Origin of the sequence: Corynebacterium jeddahense, from assembly GCF_028609865.1 — a bacterium.
In the GTDB taxonomy this organism is placed as follows: Bacteria; Actinomycetota; Actinomycetes; order Mycobacteriales; family Mycobacteriaceae; genus Corynebacterium; species Corynebacterium jeddahense.
The window spans coordinates 1,394,376-1,415,228 of record NZ_CP063194.1 but is presented as its reverse complement, the minus strand read 5'-3'; the positions used below and the strand labels follow the sequence as shown (position 1 = coordinate 1,415,228).

The window sequence follows — 20,853 nt, the reverse complement described above, 5'->3', positions numbered from 1 at the left end:
AGAAAGTTGTTGGAGACCATCAAGGCATATTTCGCGTTGACGAAGCCGAGGGTCATTGAACTTCTCTTGGTCGCCGCGATCCCCGCGATGCTGCAGGCGGATCGCGGCGAGGTACACCCCTGGCTCGTGCTGGGCACGCTGCTCGGCGGCTGGATGGGCGCCGCGGCGGCGAACACCTTCAACATGGTCGCCGACTACGACATCGACCAGAAGATGGGCCGCACCCGCGCCCGCCCCCTCGTGCGCCACACCGTGACCAAGGAGAAGGCGGCGGTGTTCGCGTGGGTCATGCTCGTGCTCAGCGTGCTGTGGCTCGGGCTGCTGTGCCACTCCTGGCTCGCGGCGTTTTTCATCGTGCTCACGAACTTCTTCTACATCTTCGTGTACACGAAGTGGCTGAAGCGCCGCACCTGGCAAAACGTCATCTGGGGCGGCGCCGCGGGCTGCATGCCGGTGCTCGTCGGCTGGGCCGTGATCAGGGACAACGTCCACGACGGCTCGCCGGACAACTGGTGGCAGGCCGTCGTGATGTTCATGATCATCTTCTTCTGGACGCCGCCGCACACCTGGGCGCTGGCCATGAAGTACAAGGACGACTACGCGCGCGCCGAGGTGCCGATGCTGCCGGTCGTGGCCTCGGCGCAGGAGACGAGCCGCCAGATCGTCATCTACTCCTGGCTCACCGTGGCCGTCTCGCTGCTGCTCGTGCCGGCGGCGTCCTGGATCTACCCCGTGGTCGCCCTCGCCTCGGGCATCTGGTTCCTCGTCATGGCCACCCGCCTGCACCAAGGCATCGTTCGCGGCGAGAACGTCAAGCCGCTCAAGCTGTTCATCCTCTCGAACAACTACCTCGCGGCGCTCTTCCTCGGCCTCTCCTTCGACGCCGTGCTCGGCTGGCAGACGGTCGGCGAGCTGCTCTTCTAAACTGCCAGCACCACCGAGCCGGTGGTTCTACGCGCCTGCAGGTCCTCGTGGGCCTGGCGGGCGTTTTTTAGCTCGTAGGGCGGGTTGACCCGGATCTTCACCGTGCCGTCCTCGACGGCGCGGGTGACGGCCTGGGCGCGCATGAGGAACTCGTCATCGGTGGCCACGTAGTGGGCGAGCGAGGGGCGCGTGAGAAAGAGCGCGCCGTGGGACTTGAGCTCCTGGATCTTGAACGGCTCCACGTCGCCCGAGGCCGAGCCGAACGAGCAGACGAGCCCGCGCGGGCGGGCGACGTCGAGGCACATCTCGAACGTGTCCTTGCCCACGCCGTCGTAGACCACGTCGACGCCGCGCCCGCCGTTTTCCGCCTTGATCTCCTCGGCGAGGGACGGGCCGTAGCGGAACACCTTCGCCGCGCCCGCCTCGTAGGCGAGCCGCTCCTTCTCGTCGGTGGAGACGACCGAGTAGACCGTCGCCTCCTCCGCGGCGGCCATTTGGGTGAGGATGAGGCCGACGCCGCCGGCGCCCGCGGTGACCACCATCGTGTCCCCGGGGGCCGTCTCGCGCACGCCGTGGAGGAGGTAGTGCGACGTCATGCCCTGCAGCAGCATCGAGGCCGCCACCTCGGGCGCGACGCCCTCCGGCACCGCGACGAGCCGGTTGCGGTCCACCGCCACCTGCTCCGCGTAAGAGCCGGGGGCGTCGTGCCACGCGACGAGGGTGCCGGGCGCGATCTCGCCGCGCGGGTCGTCGACGACTCGGCCGCACCCCTCCGTGCCGGGGATGTAGGGCGGTTCGGACGGGTAGGTCCCGGAGCGGAAGTAGGTGTCGATGAAGTTGACGCCGGCGAAGCTGACGTCGACAAGCAACTGCCCCTCGCCCGGCACCGGGGCGTCGACGTCGGTGTACTCGAGGACTTCGGGGCCGCCGTGGCGGGAAACGAGGATCGCTTTCATGTCACACGAGCGTAGGCAACCTGCGCTTCGCGTGCGAGAAGAGGAAGGCGGAGAAGGCGACGACCGTGGACGACATCGCGATGTGCGCCGGGATGGTCCAGCGGGGCACGCCGAGGCGGAACTGCGTCACGCCGATGGCCCACTGCACGAGGATGAGGCCGACGAGGATCCAGGACGTGCGCCGCGCGTCCTCGGGCGCGCCGGTGCGGTGGAGGAGCACCGCGGTGATGAGCGTGGAGATGAGGTAGAGGTACATGCACACCGCGTGGACGTAGGCGAGCACCTTCGTGTCCAGGTTGAGGCGGCCGTCCATACCGACGCCCGAGTCGCCCGAGTGCGGGCCGGAGCCGGTGACCATCGTGCCGGTGACGAGCACGCAGCACAGCGCGACGGCGGCGATGACGGTCCAGTGCTGGGCGCGGGCGGGGTAGCGGCGCGTCGGCGCGGCGCCGTCGGGCTCGGCGAGGCGCATGTAGAGCATCGCGGCGACCCAGACAAGGACCATCGAGGGCAGGAAGTGCACGGCGACGGACCACCAGCGCAGGTCGAGGAGCACCGAGATGCCGCCGAGGACGGCCTGCAGCACGACGCCGCCGAGCGAGATCCAGGCGAGCGCCTTGATGTCGCGGCGGCGCCCGGCGCGGTACACGGCGACGAGCACGAGAATTGCGGCGACGCCGACGACGAAGGTGAGCAGCCGGTTGCCGAACTCGATGGTCTGGTGGACCCACGGCGCGGCGCCCTCCACCGGGACGAGGGAGCCCTCGTGGCACAGCGGCCACGTGTTGCAGCCGAGCCCGGAGCCGGTGACGCGCACGAGCGAGCCGGTCACGGTGATCCCGCCCTGGCACAGCAGTAGCACCATGGCGAGGGTGCGCTGCATGTGCAGCGACGGGTCGCGCCACGCCTCTTTCCAGGCGGCGCCGCGGCCGGTTGCGGGGTGGTCGGCGGTGGTGGTGCTCACAATGTCTCCAACTTTCGGACGATGTTCTGGTGCAGTGTATCGCCCCTAGCCGTCGAACCGGAACAGGCGCACGGCTGCGGTGATGGAGACCACGGCCCACGCCGCGAGCGAGGCCCACGCCGGCCAGTTCACGTGCAGCTGCAGCGCCTGGTCGAGGGCCCCGGCGAGCGCGACGGTGGGCACCGCGTTCCACCACCCGGCGTCGGCGATGTCGCCGGCGTAGCCCACCCAGCCGAGGATGCCCATGAGCACGAGCCAGATGAGGTTCGCGAGCGCGAGGACCATCTCCGAGCTCAGCGTCCCGCCCATGAGCAGGCCCATCGCGGTGAACGCGGACACGCCGAAGAGGAGGGTGACCAGGCCGAACAGTGCCCCGCCCACGGAGACGTGCCACCCGAGCGCGAGCGCGATGGCGCCGAGGACGACGATCTGCACCACCACCATCGCGAGCACGCCGAGGATTTTGCCCACGATGATCGTCCACGCCGGCACGCCGGAGGCGCCGGTGCGCTTAAGGGCCCCGTAGCGGCGGTCGAACGCGACCGCGATCGCCTGGCCGGTGAAGCCGGCGCCGGTCGCGGCGATGGCGAAGACCATGGGCACGAGCAGGTTGAAGTCGGTGTTGTCGCCGAGGATCGGCGCGAAGTGCGCGGCGAACAGGATCGCCGCGGGGATGACCAGGTTGACCAGCAGCTGCTCGCCGTGGCTGAGGATGAGCTTCGCCTCGACGCGGCCCTGCGCCGTCGCCATCGCGGCGAACGAGGCCCGCTGCGGGGCGGGGGCGAACACGCCGGGCTGCAACACGTCCTTAGTTTCCATTAGCTCCTCAGCTCCTTTCCCGTGATGTCGAGGAACACGTCCTCGAGGTTGCGGTGCGACACCGACAGCTCCCGGATGAGCACGCCCTGCCGCGCCGCCACGCTCGCCAGCTTCTCGACGACCTCCGGCGACCCGTTGCCGCGCACCCGGTAGCTGTGCGGGCGGACGGTCTCCGCGGTGAGCCCGAGGGGCGAAAGCTCCGCGTTGAGCGGGCGCAGGTCGAGCTCTTCCGCGGTCTCCACCGCGATGACGGGAAACTCCTCGTGGCTCGTCAGATCCGCGGGTGTGCCGTGGGCGACGACGCTGCCGTGGTCGATGATGACCACGTCGTCGGCGAGGGTCTCCGCCTCGTCCATGAGGTGCGTGGTGAGCACGACGGTCACCCCGTCGCGCTTCATCGCCGAGATAATGTCCCACACCGCGAGGCGGGACTGGGCGTCCATGCCGGCCGTCGGCTCGTCGAGAAAGATGAGCTCGGGCCGGCCGATCATCGCGAGCGCGAGTGAGAGGCGCTGCTGCTGGCCGCCGGAGAGCCGGCGGTACGTCGTGCCCGCGACACCCTCGAGCCCGAGCAGCCGCATGAGCCACGCTGGGTCGTGGGGGTTGCGGTTGTAGCTCGCCGCGAGCTTGAGCATCTCCCTGACCGAGAGGCCGGCGTAGGAGCCGCCGCCCTGCAGCATGATGCCGATGCGGTCGCGCACCTGCTGCGGGTGGGCCACGGGGTCGATGCCGAGCACCTCGATGCGCCCCGAGGTGGGCTGCGTGAAGCCCTCGCACATCTCGATGGTGGTGGTCTTGCCGGCGCCGTTCGGGCCCAGCAACGCGAGCAGCTGCCCGCGCCGCGCGCTGAAGGAGAGCCCGTCGACCGCCGTTTTGTCGCCGAAACGCTTCACCACGTTGTCGACGACGAGGGCGCTGTCACTCATGGACCTTGAGTGTAGACCTGGCCCGGCCGCGGACCCGAAAGACGAGCCAGACACACGCGACGAGCAGCGCGAACCCGACGATGGCGCAGCCGTAGATCGTCGCGATCGCAGGCGGCTGCAGCCGCAGCCCGCGCGGCAGGACGAGGAAGCTTACCAGGGCGCTGTAGCCGGCGACCGAGGCGCGGAAGAAGAGCCGGTTCGCCCACGCCGCCATCGGCAGGATCGCCCAGAGCGGGTACCACGGGTGCACGACGGGGAAGAGGACGACGAGCACGAGCGTGGCCACCCCGAGCCCGCCGACCGGGTGGATCGCGCCCCGGTACGTCGCCCACAGCATGCGCGCCATGAACGCGGCCGCCACGGCGAGCCCCGCCGAGCGCGTCACGGTGAGCATCGCGCCGGTGTGGTCGCCGAGCCCGAGCAGCATGCCGAGCGCGCCGCTGGCCACGCCGATGTCGGTGGTGAGCGAGAGCCAGCTGCGTATCGACGCAGCTCCGCCCTGCCCCGTGACCCACCCGAAGCCGATGCCGGTCCCGAGCGAGACCGCCACCGAGGTGGCAAGCAGCGCCGCGGCCTGCACCGCCGCCGCGGCGCCGAGCGCGGCGGGGCCGCGCAGCCGGCCGTCGATGCGCAGCGCCCGCGCGAGCGCCATGCCGGTGAACCCGAGCCCGACGAACCCACTCACCTTCACTAGCCCCGCGCAGCTGAGCAGGACGCCCGAGGCCGCCACGAGCACCCACCCGCGAGTGCGGGGGAGGGCGTCGATGCCGCGCAGCCCCACCTCGAAACCGACGAGGACGAAGCCCATCATGACGGCCTCGTTGTGGATGCCGCCGACGAGGTGGAGAACGGTGAGCGGGTTGAGCACCCCGAGCCACAGCGCCGCCGGCACCGCCACGCCACAGCGTCGCGCCAGCGCCGCGATGCCCCAGGCCGCCGCGAGGATCCCGGCGACAGAGACCACGCGGTGGTCGAGCACGCCCCAGAAGATGGAGTCGCCGGTGAGCGAGGAGATCGCGCCGGCGATCCCGAGCGCCACCGGGCCGTACGGGCTCGGCGAGTGCGCCCAGATGAAGGGCACGGAGCGGGCGAGGTGGTGGTCGACGCCGAGCAGCTCGACGGGGCCCGCCGAATAGGGGTCGAGCCCCTGGCGCACGATCGAGCCGTTCGCGAGGTACGAGTAGATGTCCTGGGTGAACAGGGGAGCGGTGGCCATGAGCGGCAGGACCCAGGCGATGAAGGTGCGCAGGACCACTGGGGCGTCGATACGCGGCGGCCCCGCGGACGCCCCGACGAAGGGAGCCATGCACAGCCACGCGGCGACGAGGCAACCGGTGCCGACGAGGACGAGCGAGCTCGAGGCGAGCATCATCGGGCTCATGAGCGCGCCGAGCGGGCCGCGGAACCATGGGTTTTCCACGACCGGCAGCGCCCCGCCCCCGACCGCGCCGAGGGCGATGAGCATCGTGCCGACGAGCCCGAGGAGCCGCAGCGCCTGGAAGCGCGCCCGCTCCCGCGGCGGGCCCGCGAGCGTGGCGGTGCGGCCGCTGACGTGCAGCTGCGCCGAGCGCGAGCCGGGGTGGCCCATGCGGGGCAGCTCCCCGGCGACGGAGGTGCGCGGGCGGCGGCTGGCGGGCGGGGTGGTCACGGCTCGACATTCTAAGGGGCCGGCGCCGGCGAACGCGCGCCCCGGTGCTGCCGAAATATTTTCGGCACACTAGTGTTGTGAAAAGGCAGCTGCCCAAGCACGAACGAAGCGAAAGGGGTGTCACCGTGGTGCTCACACCAACGCAGCCGGCGGCGTCTCCCTCCCGCGGCGGCGGGGAGACCCGCTCGCAGGTGATGTCGGTGCTGCTGAAACGTGCCCCGGTCGCGGCGGCCGACGTGGCGGACGAGCTCGGCCTCTCCACCGCGGGGGTGCGCCGCCACCTGGACAGGCTCGTCGAGGACGGCCTCGCCGAGACCTGCGCGCCCCGCGCGGTCGCCGGGGAGGAGCAGGGCCGGGGCCGGCCGGCGAAGCACTTCCGGCTCACCGCCGCGGGGCGGGCGCAGTTCGGGTCGGACTACGACGCGCTCGCGGTCGAGGCCGTCGACCTCATCGCCGAGCTCGGGGGCGAGGACGCGGTGCGCCGCTTCGCGCAGGCCCGGGCGGAGCGGATCTTCGCCGGGGTCGAGCCCGTTTCCCGGGACGAGGCGACGGTGCCTTCCGAGGCCACCGGCCCATCCGAGGCTGCGGTGCGCCGCGTCGCCGCCGCGCTCGAGGCGCACGGGTACGTGCCCAGCCTCAGGCGCACGGCCGCCGGCATCCAGATCTGCCAGCACCACTGCCCGGTCTCCGCGGTCGCGGCAGCCTACCCCGAGTTCTGCGAGGCGGAGCACGAGGTGCTGGCGAAGCTCGTCGATACGCATGTGCAACCGCTCGCCCTCATCTCGGACGGGCACGGCGTCTGCACAACCAACATCCCACTCGCCGCTGCGGCGAGAACTCACACGAAAGGAGCGGCTGACAATGACTGAAGTGAAGCCCACGCCAGGCCTTGAAAAGCCGATGAACGACGACGAAATCATCGAGTCCATCGGCGCCTACAACTACGGCTGGCACGACTCCGACGTCGCCGGCGCCTCCGCGCGCCGCGGCCTGAACGAGGACGTGGTGCGCGACATCTCCCGCATCAAGGGGGAGCCGGAGTGGATGCTCCACCAGCGTCTCAAGGCCCTCGAGATCTTCGACAAGAAGCCCATGCCGACGTGGGGTGCGGATCTCTCCGACATCGACTTCGACAACATCAAGTACTACGTGCGCTCCACCGAGCAGCAGGCGGCGAGCTGGGACGACCTGCCGGAGGACATCAAGAACACCTACGACAAGCTGGGCATCCCCGAGGCGGAGAAGCAGCGCCTCGTCGCCGGCGTCGCGGCGCAGTACGAGTCCGAGGTGGTCTACCACCAGATTCGCGAGGACCTCGAGGAAAAGGGCGTCATCTTCGTCGACACCGACACCGCCCTGCGCGAGCACGAGGACCTGTTCAAGGAGTACTTCGGCTCAGTGATCCCGGCCGGCGACAACAAGTTCTCGGCGCTCAACACCGCCGTGTGGTCGGGTGGGTCCTTCATCTACGTCCCGCCGGGGGTCCACGTGGACATCCCGCTGCAGGCGTACTTCCGCATCAACACGGAGAACATGGGCCAGTTCGAGCGCACCCTCATCATCGTGGACGAGGACGCGTACGTGCACTACGTCGAGGGCTGCACCGCCCCGATCTACAAGTCGGACTCGCTGCACTCCGCGGTGGTGGAGATCATCGTGAAGAAGGGCGGGCGCTGCCGCTACACCACCATCCAGAACTGGTCGGGCAACGTCTACAACCTGGTGACCAAGCGCGCCAAGGCCGAGGAGGGCGCGACCATGGAGTGGGTCGACGGCAACATCGGCTCGAAGGTGACCATGAAGTACCCGGCCGTGTGGATGACCGGCGAGCACGCCCGCGGCGAGGTGCTCTCGGTCGCGTTCGCTGGCGAGGGCCAGTTCCAGGACACCGGCGCGAAGATGACGCACATGGCGCCGCACACCTCCTCGTCCATCGTGTCCAAGTCGGTGGCTCGCGGCGGCGGCCGCGCCGCCTACCGCGGACTGGTGCAGGTCAACGCTAACGCGCACCACTCCGTCTCCAACGTCGAGTGCGACGCGCTGCTCGTCGACGACATCTCGCGCTCCGACACGTACCCCTACAACGACATCCGCAACGACCGGGTCACGCTCGGCCACGAGGCGAAGGTGTCCAAGGTCTCCGAGGACCAGCTGTTCTACCTCATGTCCCGCGGCATCCCCGAGGAGGAGGCCATGGCGATGATCGTGCGCGGCTTCGTCGAGCCGATCGCCAAGGAGCTGCCGATGGAGTACGCCCTCGAACTCAACCGCCTCATCGAGCTGCAAATGGAAGGATCGGTGGGCTAAATGTCCGACCAGCAAACCGTTGCGAACGTAGTTCGCAACGCCACGACGCACAACAACAAGGGCGACCTGTTCACCTCCTTCGACGTGGAGGACTTCGAGGTCCCGGGCGGCCGCGACGAGGTGTGGCGCTTCGTCTCCCTGCGCCGCCTGCGTGGCCTGCACAACGGCACGTTCGCCGCGCAGGCTCCCGCCCAGATCGCGGTCGAGGGCCCGTCCGAGGTGACCGTCGAGCAGGTCTCGCTTGACGACGATCGCGTCACCGCCGCCGGTGCCCCCGTCGACCGCATCGCGGCCCAGGCTTGGACATCGTCCGAATCGGCGACCCTCATCACGGTGCCCGACCGCGCGGAGCTGACTGAGCCGGTGACCGTCACCGTCACCGGCGCCGGGCTCGACGCGACCACGTTCGGCACCGTCATGATCCAGACGGGCGCGAACTCGACGGCGACCGTCGTGGTGCGCTACGCGGGCTCCGGCACCCACGCCGACAACATCAACTGGGTCATCGGCGAGGGATCCCGCGTCAACGCCGTCGTCGACGCCGACTGGAACACCGACGCGGTGCACGTGGGGCAGCAGTCGATCGTCGTGAAGCGCGATGCGACCCTGCGCCACCACGTGGCCACGTTCGGCGGCGAGGTCGTGCGCATCACCCCGCGCGTCGCGTTCGAGGCGCCGGGCGGCGACGTCGAGCTGACCGGCGTGTACTTCGCCGACGCCGGCCAGTACATCGAGAACCGCCTGCTCGTCGACCACAAGGTGCCAAACTGCCGCTCCAACGTGCTGTACAAGGGCGCGCTGCAGGGCGACAAGTCCTCCCCGCTGCCGGAGGCGCGCACCTGCTGGGTGGGCGACGTGCTCATCCGCGCCGAGGCGACCGGCACCGACACCTACGAGACGAACCGCAACCTCGTGCTCACCGACGGCGCGCGCGCCGACGCGATCCCGAACCTGGAGATCGAGACGGGCGAGATCGCCGGCGCAGGCCACGCCGCCACCGTCGGCCGCTTCGACGACGAGCAGTTGTTCTACCTGCGCTCCCGCGGCATCCGCGAGGAAGACGCCACCCGCCTGATCATCCGCGGCTTCTTCAACGAGGTCCTCAACCAGATCCCCGTCGAGTCGGTCCGCGACGAGCTCATCGCCCGCGTCGCCGGCGAGCTCGAGCGCAACGAAAACTAAAGGAGCATTCATGTCCACCCTGGAAATCAAGAACCTGCACGCCAACGTCCTCCCCTCGGAGGAGGGGCAGGAGGCGAAGCCCATCCTCAAGGGCGTCAACCTCACCATCAACGGCGGCGAGACCCACGCCATCATGGGTCCGAACGGCTCCGGCAAGTCCACCCTCGCCTACACGCTCGCCGGCCACCCGAAGTACGAGGTGACCGACGGCGAGGTGCTGCTCGACGGTGAGAACCTCCTGGAGATGTCCATCGACGAGCGCGCCCGCGCCGGCCTCTTCCTCGCCATGCAGTACCCGGTCGAGGTGCCGGGCGTGTCGTCCTCGAACTTCATGCGCTCCGCCGTCACTGCGGTGCGCGGCGAGGCCCCGAAGCTGCGCGAGTGGGTCGGCGAGCTCAACGCCGCCCGCGAGGCGCTGCAGATGGACGCCTCCTTCTCCGAGCGCTCCGTGAACGAGGGCTTCTCCGGCGGCGAGAAGAAGCGCCACGAGGTCATGCAGCTCGCGCTGATGAAGCCGAAGTTCGCCGTCATGGACGAGACGGATTCCGGCCTTGACGTGGACGCGCTGCGCATCGTCTCCGAGGGCATCAACCGCTACCAGGAGGAGACGGGCGGCGGCGTGCTCATGATCACGCACTACAAGCGCATTCTCAACTACGTCAAGCCCGACTTCATCCACGTCTTCGCCGACGGCCACGTCGTGCAGACCGGCGACGCCTCGCTCGCCGACCAGCTCGAGGCCGAGGGCTACGAGAAGTTCATCTAATGGCGCTCGACGTAGAAGCGATCAGGGCAGAATTCCCCATCCTGTCGCGCACCGTGCGCGGGGACAAGCCGCTGGTATACCTCGACTCCGGGGCAACCTCGCAGCGCCCGCAGCGGGTGTGGGACGCCGAGCGCGACTTCGTGCTCGGCTGCAACGCGCCGGTGCACCGCGGCTCCTACGAGCTCGCGGAGGAGGCCACCGACGCGTACGAGTCGGCGCGCGAGGCGATCGCGGCGTTCGTCGGTGCCGACGACGACGAGATCGCGTTCACCAAGAACGCCACCGAGGGCCTCAACCTCGTCGCGTACGTGCTCGGCGACGACCGCGCCGGCGATCTCGCTGTGCGCGAGGGTGACACCGTCGTCATCACCGAGCTCGAGCACCACGCGAACCTCGTGCCGTGGCAGGAGCTGTGCCGCCGCACCGGCGCGACGCTGAAGTGGTACTCGATGACCGAGGACGGGCGCATCGACCTCGACTCGCTCGAGCTCGACGACACCGTCAAGGTCGTCGCCTTCACCCACCAGTCGAACGTCACCGGCGCGCACGCAGACGTCGAGGAGATGGTGCGTCGCGCGAAGGCGGTCGGCGCGCTCACCGTGCTCGACGCGTGCCAGTCGGTGCCGCACATGCCGGTGGACCTCCACGCCCTCGACGTTGACTTCGCGGCGTTCTCCGGCCACAAGATGTGCGGCCCGAACGGCGTCGGCGCGGTCTACTCGAAGCACCTAGGCGAGCTGCCGCCGTTCATGACGGGCGGCTCGATGATCGAGGTCGTGCGCATGGAGGGCTCCACCTACGCGCCCGCCCCGCAGCGCTTCGAGGCCGGCACGCAGATGACCTCGCAGGTCGTGGGCCTGGGCGAGGCGGTGCGCTTCCTCACCGAGATCGGGATGGACAACATCGCCGCGCACGAGCGGGAGCTCACCGCCTACGCCCTCGAGCAGATGCAGCGTATCGACGGCCTCCGGATCGCCGGCCCCCTCACCGCCGAGAAGCGCGGCGGCGCGATCGCGTTCACGGTCGAGGGCGTGCACCCGCACGACCTGGGCCAGGTGCTCGACGCCGAGGGCGTGGCCATCCGCACCGGCCACCACTGCGCGTGGCCGGCCCACCGGGGCCTCAACCTGCAGTCCACGTCGCGGGCGAGCTTCTACCTGTACAACACGCTGGACGAGGTTGATACCTTGGTGGCGTCGATACGCAAGGCGAAGGAGTTTTTCGCGCGATGAACCTGGAGTCGATGTACCAGGAAGTGATCCTGGACCACTACAAGAACCCGCAGCACGCGGGCCTGCGCGAGCCGTACGAGGCGGAGGTGCACCACGTGAACCCGTCGTGCGGCGACGAGATCACGCTGCGCGTCCACCTCTCCGAGGACGGCGCAACGGTCGAAGACGTCTCGTACGACGCGGTCGGGTGCTCGATCTCGCAGGCGTCCACCTCCGTGATGGCCGAGGAGGTCATCGGCAAGCCGGTCGCCGAGGCGATGGAGAAGCTCGGCGTGTTCGAGGAGATGGTGACCTCGCGCGGCACCGTCGAGGGCGACGCCGCGGTGATCGGCGACGGGGTCGCGTTCGCGGGGGTGGCGAAGTTCCCGGCGCGCGTGAAGTGCGCGCTGCTGGGGTGGAAGGCGTTCCAGGCGGCGACGTCGGACGCGCTCGAGGAGAAGGAGTAGGAGATGACCGAGCCGAATTCGCAGGAGAACACCCGCCCGCAGCAGACCGAGGAGCAGCTCAAGCTCGTCGGCGAGGTGGAGGAGTACTTGCGCGATGTGATCGACCCGGAGCTGGGGATCAACGTCGTCGACCTGGGCCTCGTCTACGACATCTGGATCGAGGAGCGCGCCGAGGCGACGACGGCGGTGGTCAACATGACGCTCACCTCGCCGGCGTGCCCGCTCACCGACGTCATCGAGGAGCAGGCGCTTCAGGCCGTCGTGCCGAACACCGCGGTCGACGACCTCGAGATCAACTGGGTCTGGATGCCGCCGTGGGGCCCGCAGTTCATCACCGAGGAGGGCCGCGAGCAGCTGCGCGCCCTCGGTTTCGCGGTTTAGCCCGCGCTTTCTAAACTGTGGCGTCGTGATTGTCACCAATGATCTCGAGGTGCGCGTCGGCGCCCGCACGCTTCTCGACGCCCCCGGCCAACACCTCCGCGTCCAGCCCGGCGACCGCATCGGCCTGGTGGGTCGCAACGGCGCCGGCAAGACGACGACGATGCGCATCCTGGCGGGGGAGACCGAGCCCTACGGCGGCTCGGTGACGCGTTCGGGCGAGATCGGCTACCTCCCGCAGGATTCGAAAGAGGGCGACATCGAGCAGACTGCCCGCGACCGGGTCCTGTCGGCGCGCGGTCTGGATCAGATCCAGCGGTCGATGGCGAAGCAGCAGTCCATCATGGAGACGACGGACGGCGCGGAGCGCGACAAGGCCATCGCCAAATTCTCCCGACTGGAGGAGCGCTACCAAGCGCTCGGCGGCTACGAGGCCAACGCCGAGGCCGCCCAAATCTGCGACAACCTGGGCCTTCCGGAGCGGGTGCTGGACCAGCAACTGAAAACGCTCTCGGGCGGCCAGCGCCGCCGCGTGGAGCTTGCGCAGATCCTTTTCGCGTCGCGGCAGGGCTCGGGCAAGTCCCAAACCACACTGCTTCTCGACGAGCCCACCAACCACCTCGACGCCGACTCCATCTCCTGGCTGCGTGGCTTCCTGTCGAAGCACGAGGGCGGGCTGATCATGATCTCCCACGACGTCGAGTTGCTCGACGCGGTGTGCAACAAGGTGTGGTTCCTCGACGCGGTGCGTGCCGAAGCCGACGTGTACAACATGGGCTTCGCCAAATATAAGGACGCCCGCGCCCTCGATGAGGCCCGCCGGCGCCGCGAGCGCGCCAACGCGGAGAAGAAGGCCTCGGCGCTGCAGAAGCAGGCCGCGAAGCTGGGGGCCAAGGCCACGAAGGCTGCGGCGGCGAAGCAAATGCTTGCCCGCGCCGAACGCATGATGGGGGAGCTCGACGAGGTTCGCGTCGCCGACCGCGTCGCCTCCATCTCCTTCCCCGAGCCTGCGCCGTGCGGCAAGACGCCCCTGTTCGGCAAGGGGCTGACCAAGATGTACGGCTCGCTCGAGGTGTTCGCGGGTGTGGACTTGGCAGTGGACAAGGGCTCCCGCGTGGTGGTGCTGGGCACGAACGGCGCCGGCAAGACGACGTTGCTGAAGCTGCTGGCCGGTGTCGAGCGCACCGACGGCGAGGGCGGCGTCGTTTCCGGCCACGGCTTGAAGATCGGGTACTTCGCGCAAGAACACGACACCATCGACGGTGCGAAAACGGTCTGGGAAAACACCATCGAGGCGTGCCCCGACGCGGGCCAGCAGGACCTGCGCGGGCTGCTCGGTGCGTTCATGTTTTCCGGCGACAAGCTGGAGCAGCCCGCCGGCACCCTCTCGGGCGGCGAGAAGACCCGCCTCGCGCTGGCCACGCTGGTCTCCTCCCGGGCGAACGTCCTGCTTCTCGACGAGCCCACAAACAACCTCGACCCACAATCCCGCGAGCAGGTCCTCGATGCGCTGAAAACTTACACCGGCGCGGTGGTCCTGGTCACCCACGACCCGGGCGCGGTGCGAGCGCTCGAGCCGGAGCGCGTCATCATCATGCCCGAGGGTGACGAAGATCTGTGGAACGACGAATACATGGAGATCGTCGAACTCGCCTAACGCTGGGACGGCAGGCTGGAGCAGCAAGCTAGAACGGCGGGTACGGATCCTGGCCCTTCGCCCAGGGCGGCGCTTGAACGGGTTCCCGCGGCGGGGGAGGATCGGGCGGCCGCTCCGGGGGCAGGTGGGTTGTGTGATGCCTATGTGACTCGCGGGTGCGGATCAGATTCACCGCAGCATGCTCCGCGGCATCAGCGGTATTGAACTTCAGGTGAGGTGACCCCGGTTCCTTGAGCCCAACCCTCCGTGAAGTCGGGCAGATATCGACGTGGCTGCTGTTGCCACGGTGGTCCATGTTGTCGTTGTTCATCCGGTGGTGCTGCCTGCACAGCGCCGCCAAGTTGCCGATGTCGGTGTTGCCGCCCTTGAGCCACGAAACGACGTGGTGGGCCTCGCATTCGCTGAGCGGGGCAGTGCACCCCGCCCACGCGCACACGCCTTGGAGTGCCAGCAACGTGACGCGCTGAGCAATGGATGCCGTTCGTCTGGTGCGGTAAAGGTCCAATGACAGATGTTCGGCGTCATCGACGGCGAGGACGAATTCGGCCGTCCCGTCCATCCCGAGTCGGACAAGATCGAACGCGGTGACATCAATGCCGGTGTTGGTGGCGAACTTGGTCGTGGCGCCTGCGTCCGCGAGCTGGTCCAGCGTGCACGAGACCAAGACGGATGCGCACCCGCCGCCTGCAGGTTTCTGGCAATGCTCAAAGTGCTCCAGGATGGCGATGAACTGGTCGTAGCGGCGCTGCGCCGGGGTACGGTAATCCTCCTCGCCCTCCGGGAGGTTGGAGTTCGGAACCAGGCCCTTGTCCGTCAGCGTCTTGAACAATGCGGCATGCCCCGCGGTGAAGGTGATGTCCGCGTCAACCGTTCCGTCAGCGTTCTGGTTACCAATCACCAGTTTGCGCTTGCGCATGCCCGCATTCGGATTGGTTGGGTCCGCATGCTTGCGGTTTTCCGCCTCCACCCAGCGTCGGACTAGGGCTCGAAGATCCTTTACGCTGCGATCCGGGGCCTCGTCCATCGCCCTCGCCATGAGGCGGGCGTGCGCTCCTTTTGCCGCGTCGACGAGCCGGTCAAGTTCGAGACGGATGACTCGCTGCTTCTGCTCGGACACCTGCGCCGCAGCCTTTCGCGCCCGAGCCTGGCGTACCCGCGCCTCCTCCCGCCGGCGGTCCTCCTCCCGCCGGCGGTCCTCCTCCCGCCGGCGGTCCTCATCTTCCTCCCCAAAACCGAAGAACTCGAATCCGCCGTCGGATCCCTCCTCGGGCGCGTCTTGCTGGGCGGGCCCTTCAACGTCGGGTTCGCCGTAGAACGCGCGGCCGCGGGCGAGGCGGTCATAGGCGTCGCCGGGTTCGATCCCCAGCCTCTTCTCCAGATACGTCTTCGCCCACTTCGACCCCATAAGCCGACCGGCGTCGTCACGCTCCGCCACGAACGCGAAGAACGCGTCCAACAACGGTTTCGTGCGCAGTGCCGCCTCTAGCTTCTCAAACGGCTCGCGTACATCTTCGAATGTGACGTTGGAGGGGTCGTCGCAAAGGTCCCGCATTGCGAATAAGGCGTGCGCAATTGTGTCGACATGACGTGCGAGTTCCGTGCTCACGACCCCTCCTTCCGGACCTAAGTTCGAACGTTGGGTGTCACTCTACGAACGCTGCCGACATAAACCGCAAGTATGTGCAATACGGCAAACATAAGGTAAAAAAGAGTGATCTAAATCACATCGCACTTCGCTTCACGACGACCTATCGGCCGTAACGCTCAGCAAAATTCGCCAGGATCTGGTTGTTCCACGTGAAATCGCCGGTGTAAGCCTCGGCGATGTTGGATTCCATGACATCGGCGCGAACGTAGCCGAGGTGGGCGTACAAGCGGAGCCGCGCCTCGAGCGCCGGCGCGGTGAGCTCGGGGTGGAACTGCGTGGCGTACACGTTGGACTTCACCCGGAACATTTGGATCGGGCAGGCCTCACCTGAGACGAGCACCGTCGCAGAAGCGGGCACCGACGACACCGCCTCTTTGTGCCCCACCAGCGTGTGAAAACTCTCGGCGAGCCCGTCGAGCAGGGGATCCGAGGCACCCTCTGGGGTGACGGTGACGGTGATGAGGCCGGCCTCCTCGGCGTATTCGTCGCCAAGCGTGGCGCCGATAAGCGTGCCAACCGTGCCGATGCCGTAGCAGGCACCCATGAGCGGGTAGTCGCGGTCGATAATTTCACGGACGAGGGTGCCGATCTCACGCTCGACCCGCAGCTGATTCTGTGACTTTACCGCGTCGGAGTTGTTGAAAGGGCTGCCGCCCAATAGGACACCGGAGTAGGAGTCCAGGTCGACCTCTCCGAGAGGTGCTGACTCGACTCGGCGTTGCTCAATTGCGCCGTCGTCAAGCTGCATGCCCGCGGTGAAGCTCGCGAGCTCTTCCGCGGCGGCTTCGTCCTCGGGGCGGGTGCTGAGGAGGAGGAATGGGCGGTTCAATGTCACCTGCTCAAATGTATCGGAGCGACCTGCCGGTACGATATTCGGCATGGCTAATTCAAACCTCGATCTGCTCGGTTCCCTCAAGGACTCCTGGAACGCAATGTCGTCTGATCAGCGCACCGCGGTCGGTGTGCTCGGCGCGCTGGACACCGCCGGTAAGGCAATCGCGCTGTGGGACCTCGCCCGCACCGACAGTAAGAAGCTCCGCGGCCCCAAGCTGATCTGGACTCCTATTATCGGCGCGGTGAACACGTTCGGCTGGCTGGCGTACTTCGTCATCGGCAAGAAGCGCTAAAAACCGGATGGCATAGACACCTAACTGTACAACTTGTACAATTATCCACATGACTACCGCATCCCTCTCCGAATTTCGGGCGAATCAGAGCCGATATATTGCGGCGGCGCAACGCGAGCCTGTGGCAATCCTGTCAAGGGGAGCTGAACGTCGCGCCGTACTCGTTTCTCCTGAGCTGTTCGATCAGGCTATGCAGGCCCTGGAGGATCAAATCGATCTTGCAGCAGCGCGGGAAGCGGAAAGCGAAGAACGGGTGAGTATGGAAGAAGTGCGTGAGATGATCAGCATTTCAGAGTAGACGAACCCGTGACACGAGCCTACAAAGTTGAATTCGCCAGGTCAGCGGCCAAGTCACTGAGCAAGATTGACCGTACAGAAGCGCAACGGATCTATAGGGCAATCGACAATCTGGCCACCAATCCGGAGCCTCCTGGATCTACTCAACTGGTCGGAGGCGACGGGCAGCGACGCATTCGGGTGGGAGACTACCGGGTGATTTACCGGGTTGAGCACGGCGTACTGGTGGTTTTCGTAATCCGCGTGGCTCACCGGCGGGAAGTATATTGAGGTTCGAAACGGGCACGCCTGCGTCGATTAGTGCGCGAGCCCGCATGACCGCGGCGAGGTCAGAGACTGCATAGTCGCGCTAGTTTCCGCTGGTCCGCGCAGGCTCTGGCACGGCACCTGACTCATGCAGGTGCCGGATGGACCGCACGGAACATCCGGCGGCTCGGCGACATCCGATATTCTCACACCCGCAGTATCAACCATGACACCGTGTGAGGGTCAAGCCCCTAGTTCCTAAACCCGTGTACCGGCGCGGGGATGAACCCGCCGCGGTGGATAAACGCGTCGTTGCCCACCGTGTTCACCGGGATCACCGGCGCGTAGCCGAGCAGCCCGCCGAAGTTCACCTCGTCGCCGGGCTTCGTGCCAGGCACCGGGATGAGGCGCGACGCGGTGGTCTTGTGGTTCATCACACCGATCGCCGCCTCGTCCGCGATCATGCCCGCGATGAGCTCGGCGGAGGTATCGCCGGGGATGGCGATCATGTCGAAGCCGACGGAGCAGATCGAGGTCATCGCCTCGAGCTTGTCCATCGAAATGGCGCCGGAATGCACCGCGTCGATCATGCCCTTGTCCTCGGAGACGGGGATGAACGATCCGGACAGGCCGCCGATGCGCGAGCAGGCCATCATGCCGCCCTTCTTCACGGCGTCGTTGAGCAGTGCGAGAGCCGCGGTCGTGCCGTGCGTGCCCACCTGGTCGAGGCCCATGCGCTCGAGCACGTGCGCCACCGAATCGCCCATTTCCGCCGTCGGCGCCAGCGACAGGTCCACGATGCCGAACGGCACGCCAAGGCGCTGCGCCGCCATCGTGCCCACGAGCTGGCCCGCGCGCGTGATCTTAAACGCCGCTTTCTTGATTTCTTCGGCGAGATCGTTGAGTGACGCGCCCGTCAACGGAGCAATCGCATTATCGACGACCCCAGGGCCCGACACGCCCACCGAGATCACGGTGTCCGGCTCCTCGATGCCGTGGAAGGCGCCCGCCATAAACGGGTTGTCGCCGACCGCGTTCGCGAACACGACGAGCTTCGCGCACGCGATGGAGGAGCGGTCCGCGGTGAGCTCGGCCGCCTCCTTCACGATCTCGCCCATCTTGGCCACGGCGTTCATGTTGATGCCGGCGCGCGAGGACGCCACGTTCACTGAGCTGCACACGTTGTCTGTCTCGGCGAGCGCCTCCGGGATGGAGTAAATCAAACGCTTGTCGGACCGCGTTCCGCCCTTTTCGACGAGCGCGGAGTAGCCGCCGACGAAGTTCACGCCCAGCTCTGCCGCTGCGCGGTCCAACGCGCGGGCGATGTCGACGGGGTTGCCCTCCACACCGGCGGCGACGAGCGCGACGGGGGAGACCGAGATGCGCTTGTTCACGATCGGGATGCCCAGCTCGCGCTCGATGGACTCGCACACGGGCACGAGGTCGCGGGCGCGCTCCATGACGCGGTCGTAGACCGCCTGCGCGGTGGCCACCATCGACTCGCGCGTGCAGCCGATCAGCGAGATGCCCATGGTCACGGTGCGGATGTCCAGGCGGTAGTCCTCGATCATGCGGATGACGTCGAGGAACCGGGCGTCGGAATACTCGAAGTTCATGGCCTGCCCCTAGATGTCGTTGATGGCGCTGAACAGGGCCTCAGACTGGATGCGCACGACCATCCCGAGCGGCTTCCCGGCCGCGTCGAATGCTTCCTGCAGCGCGCCCATGTCCACGTCGCCCTCGGGGAGCTCGACGCGCATGATCATGGTGAAGAAGTCGTCCATGATGGTCTGCGAGACGTCGACGATGTTCAGCTCTTGCTCTGCAGCTTCACCGGCCACGGCGGCGATGACGCCGGGCCGATCCTTCCCGGTCGTTGTAATAATTGCGTACATGCGCAAAGTGTAACCTTTCGTGGCGCGTTAGAGTCGGGGATATGAAAACGAAACACGTCCTCGTCCTCGGCGCCGGCGGCAACGTCTCGCGCCACACCATCCCCAAGCTCGTCGCGCAGGGCCACAGCGTGAGCGCCCTCGTGCGCAACCCCGACCATGTGCAGCAGCTTGTCGACGACGGCGCGACCGCCATCGTCCGCGACCTCACCACGCTCGACGAGGAGGACTGGGCCCGCTTGCTCACCCCGTTCGACGCCGTAGTCTGGTCCGCTGGCGCCGGCGGCAGCAGCGCGGAGGCCACCTGGGCCGTCGACCGGGACGCGGCGCTGGCCATGATCGGCGCACTCGAGGAGCTCGGCGAGTTCGCGCCGTTCCTCGTCATGGTCTCCTACGCCGGCGCGACCGAGGCGACAACCAGCGAAGACAACGCATCGTGGTACGCTTACGTCGAGAGTAAGAAGGCCGTTGACAAGCGACTGCTCGCCTCCGAACTGCCGCACCAGATCCTCGGCCCGACACGGCTCACCGACGGGCCGTCGCAAGGCATCTCGCTTCTCGACGGCCCGATGGCGAAAGACTCCGAAACCCCGCGCGAACTCGTGGCGGATGTCATCGTGGAGTCGGTGGGCCGCGGCGAGCCGTTCCGCCGCAACCCGCTCGAGTTTGAGGGCGGCAGCGACCCCGTGACCGAGATTTAGTCGAAGTACCCGTCGAGGCAGAGCCGGGCGAAGTCGCGCAGCAACGCGTTCGCCCGGCTCACGTCGTGGTTGGGCAGGTCCGCGACGATGCGGGCGTACTCGTCGGCCGGGAAGTAGCCGTAGTCGTGGAAGAAGTCCATGCGGGTGCGCATCGCGGCGGCGTCCATCTCGGCGTGGAACTGGGCCGCCCACACCCGGTCGCCGTAGCGCACCACCTGCACCAGCCCGTCCGGCCCAGACGCGACCACGGCGAGCGAATCAGGCACGGCCACTGGGTTTTCGGTGTGGCCGGTCAGCGCGGTGAACGTGCCGCTGGCGCCGGCGAGGACGTCGTCCTCGACAACTTCTACGGTCGTGGGACCGGACGGCTCGGGGTGGGTCCGCCCGACCTCGCCGCCGAGGTGGTCGACGAGCCAGGAGATGCCGAAGCAGACGAAGAACACCGGCTTGCCGGACGCCACGGCGGCGGACAGGATGTCGTCGATACGCATGTGCCACGCGGAGCGCTCCGGGCTGGAGACGTTGAGCGAGCAGCCGCCGACGATGATGCCGCAGATCGGGTCGAGGGGCCCGAGTTCGGCGCCGGGGGAGTCTATGATGCGCAGCTCCACGTCCACCTCGTCGAGGCCGGTGGCGCGCAGGACGTCGTGGTACTCGGCGTGTGCGACGGCGGGGCCGATGCCGCCCGTGCGCAGCGAGAGGAAGAGGAGCTTGGGCATGGCGGTCATTCTATACCG

23 protein-coding genes are annotated in these 20,853 nt (G+C 67.8%); 13 read left to right on the top strand and 10 right to left on the bottom strand.

From position 1 onward, the window contains the following. The first annotated feature begins 9 nt into the window (after positions 1-9). A complete protein-coding gene (locus CJEDD_RS06920; RefSeq protein WP_042404775.1) occupies positions 10-924 on the top strand; it encodes a heme o synthase in 915 nt (304 codons plus the stop codon). On the opposite strand, the gene CJEDD_RS06915 is transcribed toward CJEDD_RS06920, so the two are convergent. Genes CJEDD_RS06915 through mptB form a run of 5 tightly spaced genes read right to left on the bottom strand, consistent with a single transcriptional unit; the run spans position 921 to position 6,177 of the window. Beyond that, entirely contained in the window at positions 921-1,880 is a 960-nt protein-coding gene (locus CJEDD_RS06915) for a quinone oxidoreductase family protein (RefSeq protein WP_042404774.1), read from the bottom strand. The two genes, CJEDD_RS06920 and CJEDD_RS06915, sit on opposite strands and share 4 nt — an antisense overlap. 1 nt (position 1,881) lies before the next feature. Further along, entirely contained in the window at positions 1,882-2,844 is a 963-nt protein-coding gene (locus tag CJEDD_RS06910; protein ID WP_042404771.1) for a COX15/CtaA family protein, read from the bottom strand. A 45-nt stretch (positions 2,845-2,889) separates the two neighbouring features. Beyond that, the gene (locus CJEDD_RS06905; protein WP_042404769.1) at positions 2,890-3,663 is read right to left on the bottom strand and encodes an ABC transporter permease; all 774 of its coding nucleotides are present in this window, start codon (positions 3,661-3,663) and stop codon (positions 2,890-2,892) included. Continuing rightward, positions 3,663-4,589 carry an ABC transporter ATP-binding protein gene (locus CJEDD_RS06900; RefSeq protein ID WP_042404767.1) on the bottom strand — a complete coding sequence of 309 codons (927 nt, stop codon included), beginning with the start codon at positions 4,587-4,589 and terminating at the stop codon, positions 3,663-3,665. Before CJEDD_RS06900 ends, CJEDD_RS06905 begins: the two co-directional genes overlap by 1 nt. Then, positions 4,582-6,177, bottom strand: a complete 1,596-nt coding sequence (mptB, locus tag CJEDD_RS06895) for a polyprenol phosphomannose-dependent alpha 1,6 mannosyltransferase MptB (protein WP_042404819.1) — start codon at positions 6,175-6,177, stop codon at positions 4,582-4,584. The genes CJEDD_RS06900 and mptB overlap by 8 nt, the downstream gene beginning before the upstream one ends. Positions 6,178-6,362: 185 nt before the next feature. On the opposite strand from mptB, the gene CJEDD_RS06890 reads away from it, so the two are divergent. From CJEDD_RS06890 to CJEDD_RS06855, 8 genes are read left to right on the top strand one after another with little or no spacing between them, the layout of a single operon-like run. Beyond that, positions 6,363-7,106, top strand: a complete 744-nt coding sequence (locus CJEDD_RS06890) for a helix-turn-helix transcriptional regulator (RefSeq protein ID WP_232297645.1) — start codon at positions 6,363-6,365, stop codon at positions 7,104-7,106. Beyond that, a complete protein-coding gene (sufB, locus tag CJEDD_RS06885; RefSeq protein ID WP_415857844.1) occupies positions 6,997-8,544 on the top strand; it encodes a Fe-S cluster assembly protein SufB in 1,548 nt (515 codons plus the stop codon). Before CJEDD_RS06890 ends, sufB begins: the two co-directional genes overlap by 110 nt. Then, the gene (gene sufD / locus CJEDD_RS06880; RefSeq protein WP_042404763.1) at positions 8,545-9,726 is read left to right on the top strand and encodes a Fe-S cluster assembly protein SufD; all 1,182 of its coding nucleotides are present in this window, start codon (positions 8,545-8,547) and stop codon (positions 9,724-9,726) included. 10 nt (positions 9,727-9,736) lie between these two features. Further along, entirely contained in the window at positions 9,737-10,492 is a 756-nt protein-coding gene (sufC, locus tag CJEDD_RS06875) for a Fe-S cluster assembly ATPase SufC (RefSeq protein ID WP_042404761.1), read from the top strand. Next, positions 10,492-11,724, top strand: coding sequence for a cysteine desulfurase (locus CJEDD_RS06870; RefSeq protein ID WP_042404759.1), 1,233 nt, complete (start codon positions 10,492-10,494; stop codon positions 11,722-11,724). The genes sufC and CJEDD_RS06870 overlap by 1 nt, the downstream gene beginning before the upstream one ends. Next, positions 11,721-12,170, top strand: coding sequence for a Fe-S cluster assembly sulfur transfer protein SufU (gene sufU / locus CJEDD_RS06865; RefSeq protein ID WP_042404757.1), 450 nt, complete (start codon positions 11,721-11,723; stop codon positions 12,168-12,170). The genes CJEDD_RS06870 and sufU overlap by 4 nt, the downstream gene beginning before the upstream one ends. A gap of 3 nt (positions 12,171-12,173) precedes the next feature. Next, positions 12,174-12,551, top strand: coding sequence for a metal-sulfur cluster assembly factor (locus CJEDD_RS06860; protein WP_042404755.1), 378 nt, complete (start codon positions 12,174-12,176; stop codon positions 12,549-12,551). A gap of 25 nt (positions 12,552-12,576) precedes the next feature. Continuing rightward, entirely contained in the window at positions 12,577-14,205 is a 1,629-nt protein-coding gene (locus CJEDD_RS06855; RefSeq protein WP_042404754.1) for an ABC-F family ATP-binding cassette domain-containing protein, read from the top strand. 28 nt (positions 14,206-14,233) lie between these two features. Here CJEDD_RS06855 and CJEDD_RS06850 read toward each other — a convergent pair whose 3' ends face one another. Both CJEDD_RS06850 and CJEDD_RS06845 read right to left on the bottom strand, forming a co-directional pair. Further along, positions 14,234-15,811, bottom strand: a complete 1,578-nt coding sequence (locus CJEDD_RS06850; RefSeq protein WP_273657453.1) for an HNH endonuclease signature motif containing protein — start codon at positions 15,809-15,811, stop codon at positions 14,234-14,236. Between the two features lie 142 nt (positions 15,812-15,953). Then, a complete protein-coding gene (locus tag CJEDD_RS06845) occupies positions 15,954-16,688 on the bottom strand; it encodes a glutamine amidotransferase (protein WP_157034541.1) in 735 nt (244 codons plus the stop codon). 43 nt (positions 16,689-16,731) lie between these two features. Here CJEDD_RS06845 and CJEDD_RS06840 point away from each other — a divergent pair, with 43 nt between their 5' ends. Genes CJEDD_RS06840 through CJEDD_RS06830 form a run of 3 tightly spaced genes read left to right on the top strand, consistent with a single transcriptional unit; the run spans position 16,732 to position 17,547 of the window. Then, positions 16,732-16,980 carry a PLDc N-terminal domain-containing protein gene (locus CJEDD_RS06840; RefSeq protein WP_052333879.1) on the top strand — a complete coding sequence of 83 codons (249 nt, stop codon included), beginning with the start codon at positions 16,732-16,734 and terminating at the stop codon, positions 16,978-16,980. Between the two features lie 49 nt (positions 16,981-17,029). Beyond that, positions 17,030-17,278, top strand: coding sequence for a type II toxin-antitoxin system prevent-host-death family antitoxin (locus CJEDD_RS06835; RefSeq protein WP_074432580.1), 249 nt, complete (start codon positions 17,030-17,032; stop codon positions 17,276-17,278). 8 nt (positions 17,279-17,286) lie between these two features. Next, entirely contained in the window at positions 17,287-17,547 is a 261-nt protein-coding gene (locus tag CJEDD_RS06830) for a type II toxin-antitoxin system RelE family toxin (protein WP_074432581.1), read from the top strand. A 227-nt stretch (positions 17,548-17,774) separates the two neighbouring features. On the opposite strand, the gene CJEDD_RS06825 is transcribed toward CJEDD_RS06830, so the two are convergent. Next, positions 17,775-19,139 carry a PFL family protein gene (locus CJEDD_RS06825; RefSeq protein WP_042410074.1) on the bottom strand — a complete coding sequence of 455 codons (1,365 nt, stop codon included), beginning with the start codon at positions 19,137-19,139 and terminating at the stop codon, positions 17,775-17,777. A 9-nt stretch (positions 19,140-19,148) separates the two neighbouring features. After that, the gene (locus CJEDD_RS06820) at positions 19,149-19,418 is read right to left on the bottom strand and encodes an ACT domain-containing protein (RefSeq protein ID WP_042410076.1); all 270 of its coding nucleotides are present in this window, start codon (positions 19,416-19,418) and stop codon (positions 19,149-19,151) included. A gap of 41 nt (positions 19,419-19,459) precedes the next feature. Between CJEDD_RS06820 and CJEDD_RS06815 the strand changes: the two genes are divergently transcribed. Beyond that, positions 19,460-20,116, top strand: coding sequence for an NAD(P)H-binding protein (locus tag CJEDD_RS06815; RefSeq protein WP_273657452.1), 657 nt, complete (start codon positions 19,460-19,462; stop codon positions 20,114-20,116). Here the strand turns inward: CJEDD_RS06815 and CJEDD_RS06810 are convergent. Beyond that, a complete protein-coding gene (locus CJEDD_RS06810) occupies positions 20,113-20,835 on the bottom strand; it encodes a glutamine amidotransferase-related protein (RefSeq protein ID WP_042409882.1) in 723 nt (240 codons plus the stop codon). The genes CJEDD_RS06815 and CJEDD_RS06810 overlap by 4 nt on opposite strands. Between the last annotated feature and the right edge of the window lie 18 nt (positions 20,836-20,853).

What these genes read in the sequence shown, in the direction of transcription:
- CJEDD_RS06915 (WP_042404774.1), bottom strand. Translation starts at nt 1,880, where the DNA reads ATGAAAGCGATCCTCGTTTCCCGCCACGGCGGCCCCGAAGTCCTCGAG.
- CJEDD_RS06905 (WP_042404769.1), bottom strand. Translation starts at nt 3,663, where the DNA reads ATGGAAACTAAGGACGTGTTGCAGCCCGGCGTGTTCGCCCCCGCCCCG.
- CJEDD_RS06900 (WP_042404767.1), bottom strand. Translation starts at nt 4,589, where the DNA reads ATGAGTGACAGCGCCCTCGTCGTCGACAACGTGGTGAAGCGTTTCGGC.
- mptB (WP_042404819.1), bottom strand. Translation starts at nt 6,177, where the DNA reads ATGGGCCACCCCGGCTCGCGCTCGGCGCAGCTGCACGTCAGCGGCCGC.
- sufB (WP_415857844.1), top strand. Translation starts at nt 6,997, where the DNA reads ATGTGCAACCGCTCGCCCTCATCTCGGACGGGCACGGCGTCTGCACAA.
- sufD (WP_042404763.1), top strand. Translation starts at nt 8,545, where the DNA reads ATGTCCGACCAGCAAACCGTTGCGAACGTAGTTCGCAACGCCACGACG.
- sufC (WP_042404761.1), top strand. Translation starts at nt 9,737, where the DNA reads ATGTCCACCCTGGAAATCAAGAACCTGCACGCCAACGTCCTCCCCTCG.
- CJEDD_RS06870 (WP_042404759.1), top strand. Translation starts at nt 10,492, where the DNA reads ATGGCGCTCGACGTAGAAGCGATCAGGGCAGAATTCCCCATCCTGTCG.
- sufU (WP_042404757.1), top strand. Translation starts at nt 11,721, where the DNA reads ATGAACCTGGAGTCGATGTACCAGGAAGTGATCCTGGACCACTACAAG.
- CJEDD_RS06860 (WP_042404755.1), top strand. Translation starts at nt 12,174, where the DNA reads ATGACCGAGCCGAATTCGCAGGAGAACACCCGCCCGCAGCAGACCGAG.
- CJEDD_RS06840 (WP_052333879.1), top strand. Translation starts at nt 16,732, where the DNA reads ATGGCTAATTCAAACCTCGATCTGCTCGGTTCCCTCAAGGACTCCTGG.
- CJEDD_RS06835 (WP_074432580.1), top strand. Translation starts at nt 17,030, where the DNA reads ATGACTACCGCATCCCTCTCCGAATTTCGGGCGAATCAGAGCCGATAT.
- CJEDD_RS06825 (WP_042410074.1), bottom strand. Translation starts at nt 19,139, where the DNA reads ATGAACTTCGAGTATTCCGACGCCCGGTTCCTCGACGTCATCCGCATG.
- CJEDD_RS06820 (WP_042410076.1), bottom strand. Translation starts at nt 19,418, where the DNA reads ATGTACGCAATTATTACAACGACCGGGAAGGATCGGCCCGGCGTCATC.
- CJEDD_RS06815 (WP_273657452.1), top strand. Translation starts at nt 19,460, where the DNA reads ATGAAAACGAAACACGTCCTCGTCCTCGGCGCCGGCGGCAACGTCTCG.
- CJEDD_RS06810 (WP_042409882.1), bottom strand. Translation starts at nt 20,835, where the DNA reads ATGCCCAAGCTCCTCTTCCTCTCGCTGCGCACGGGCGGCATCGGCCCC.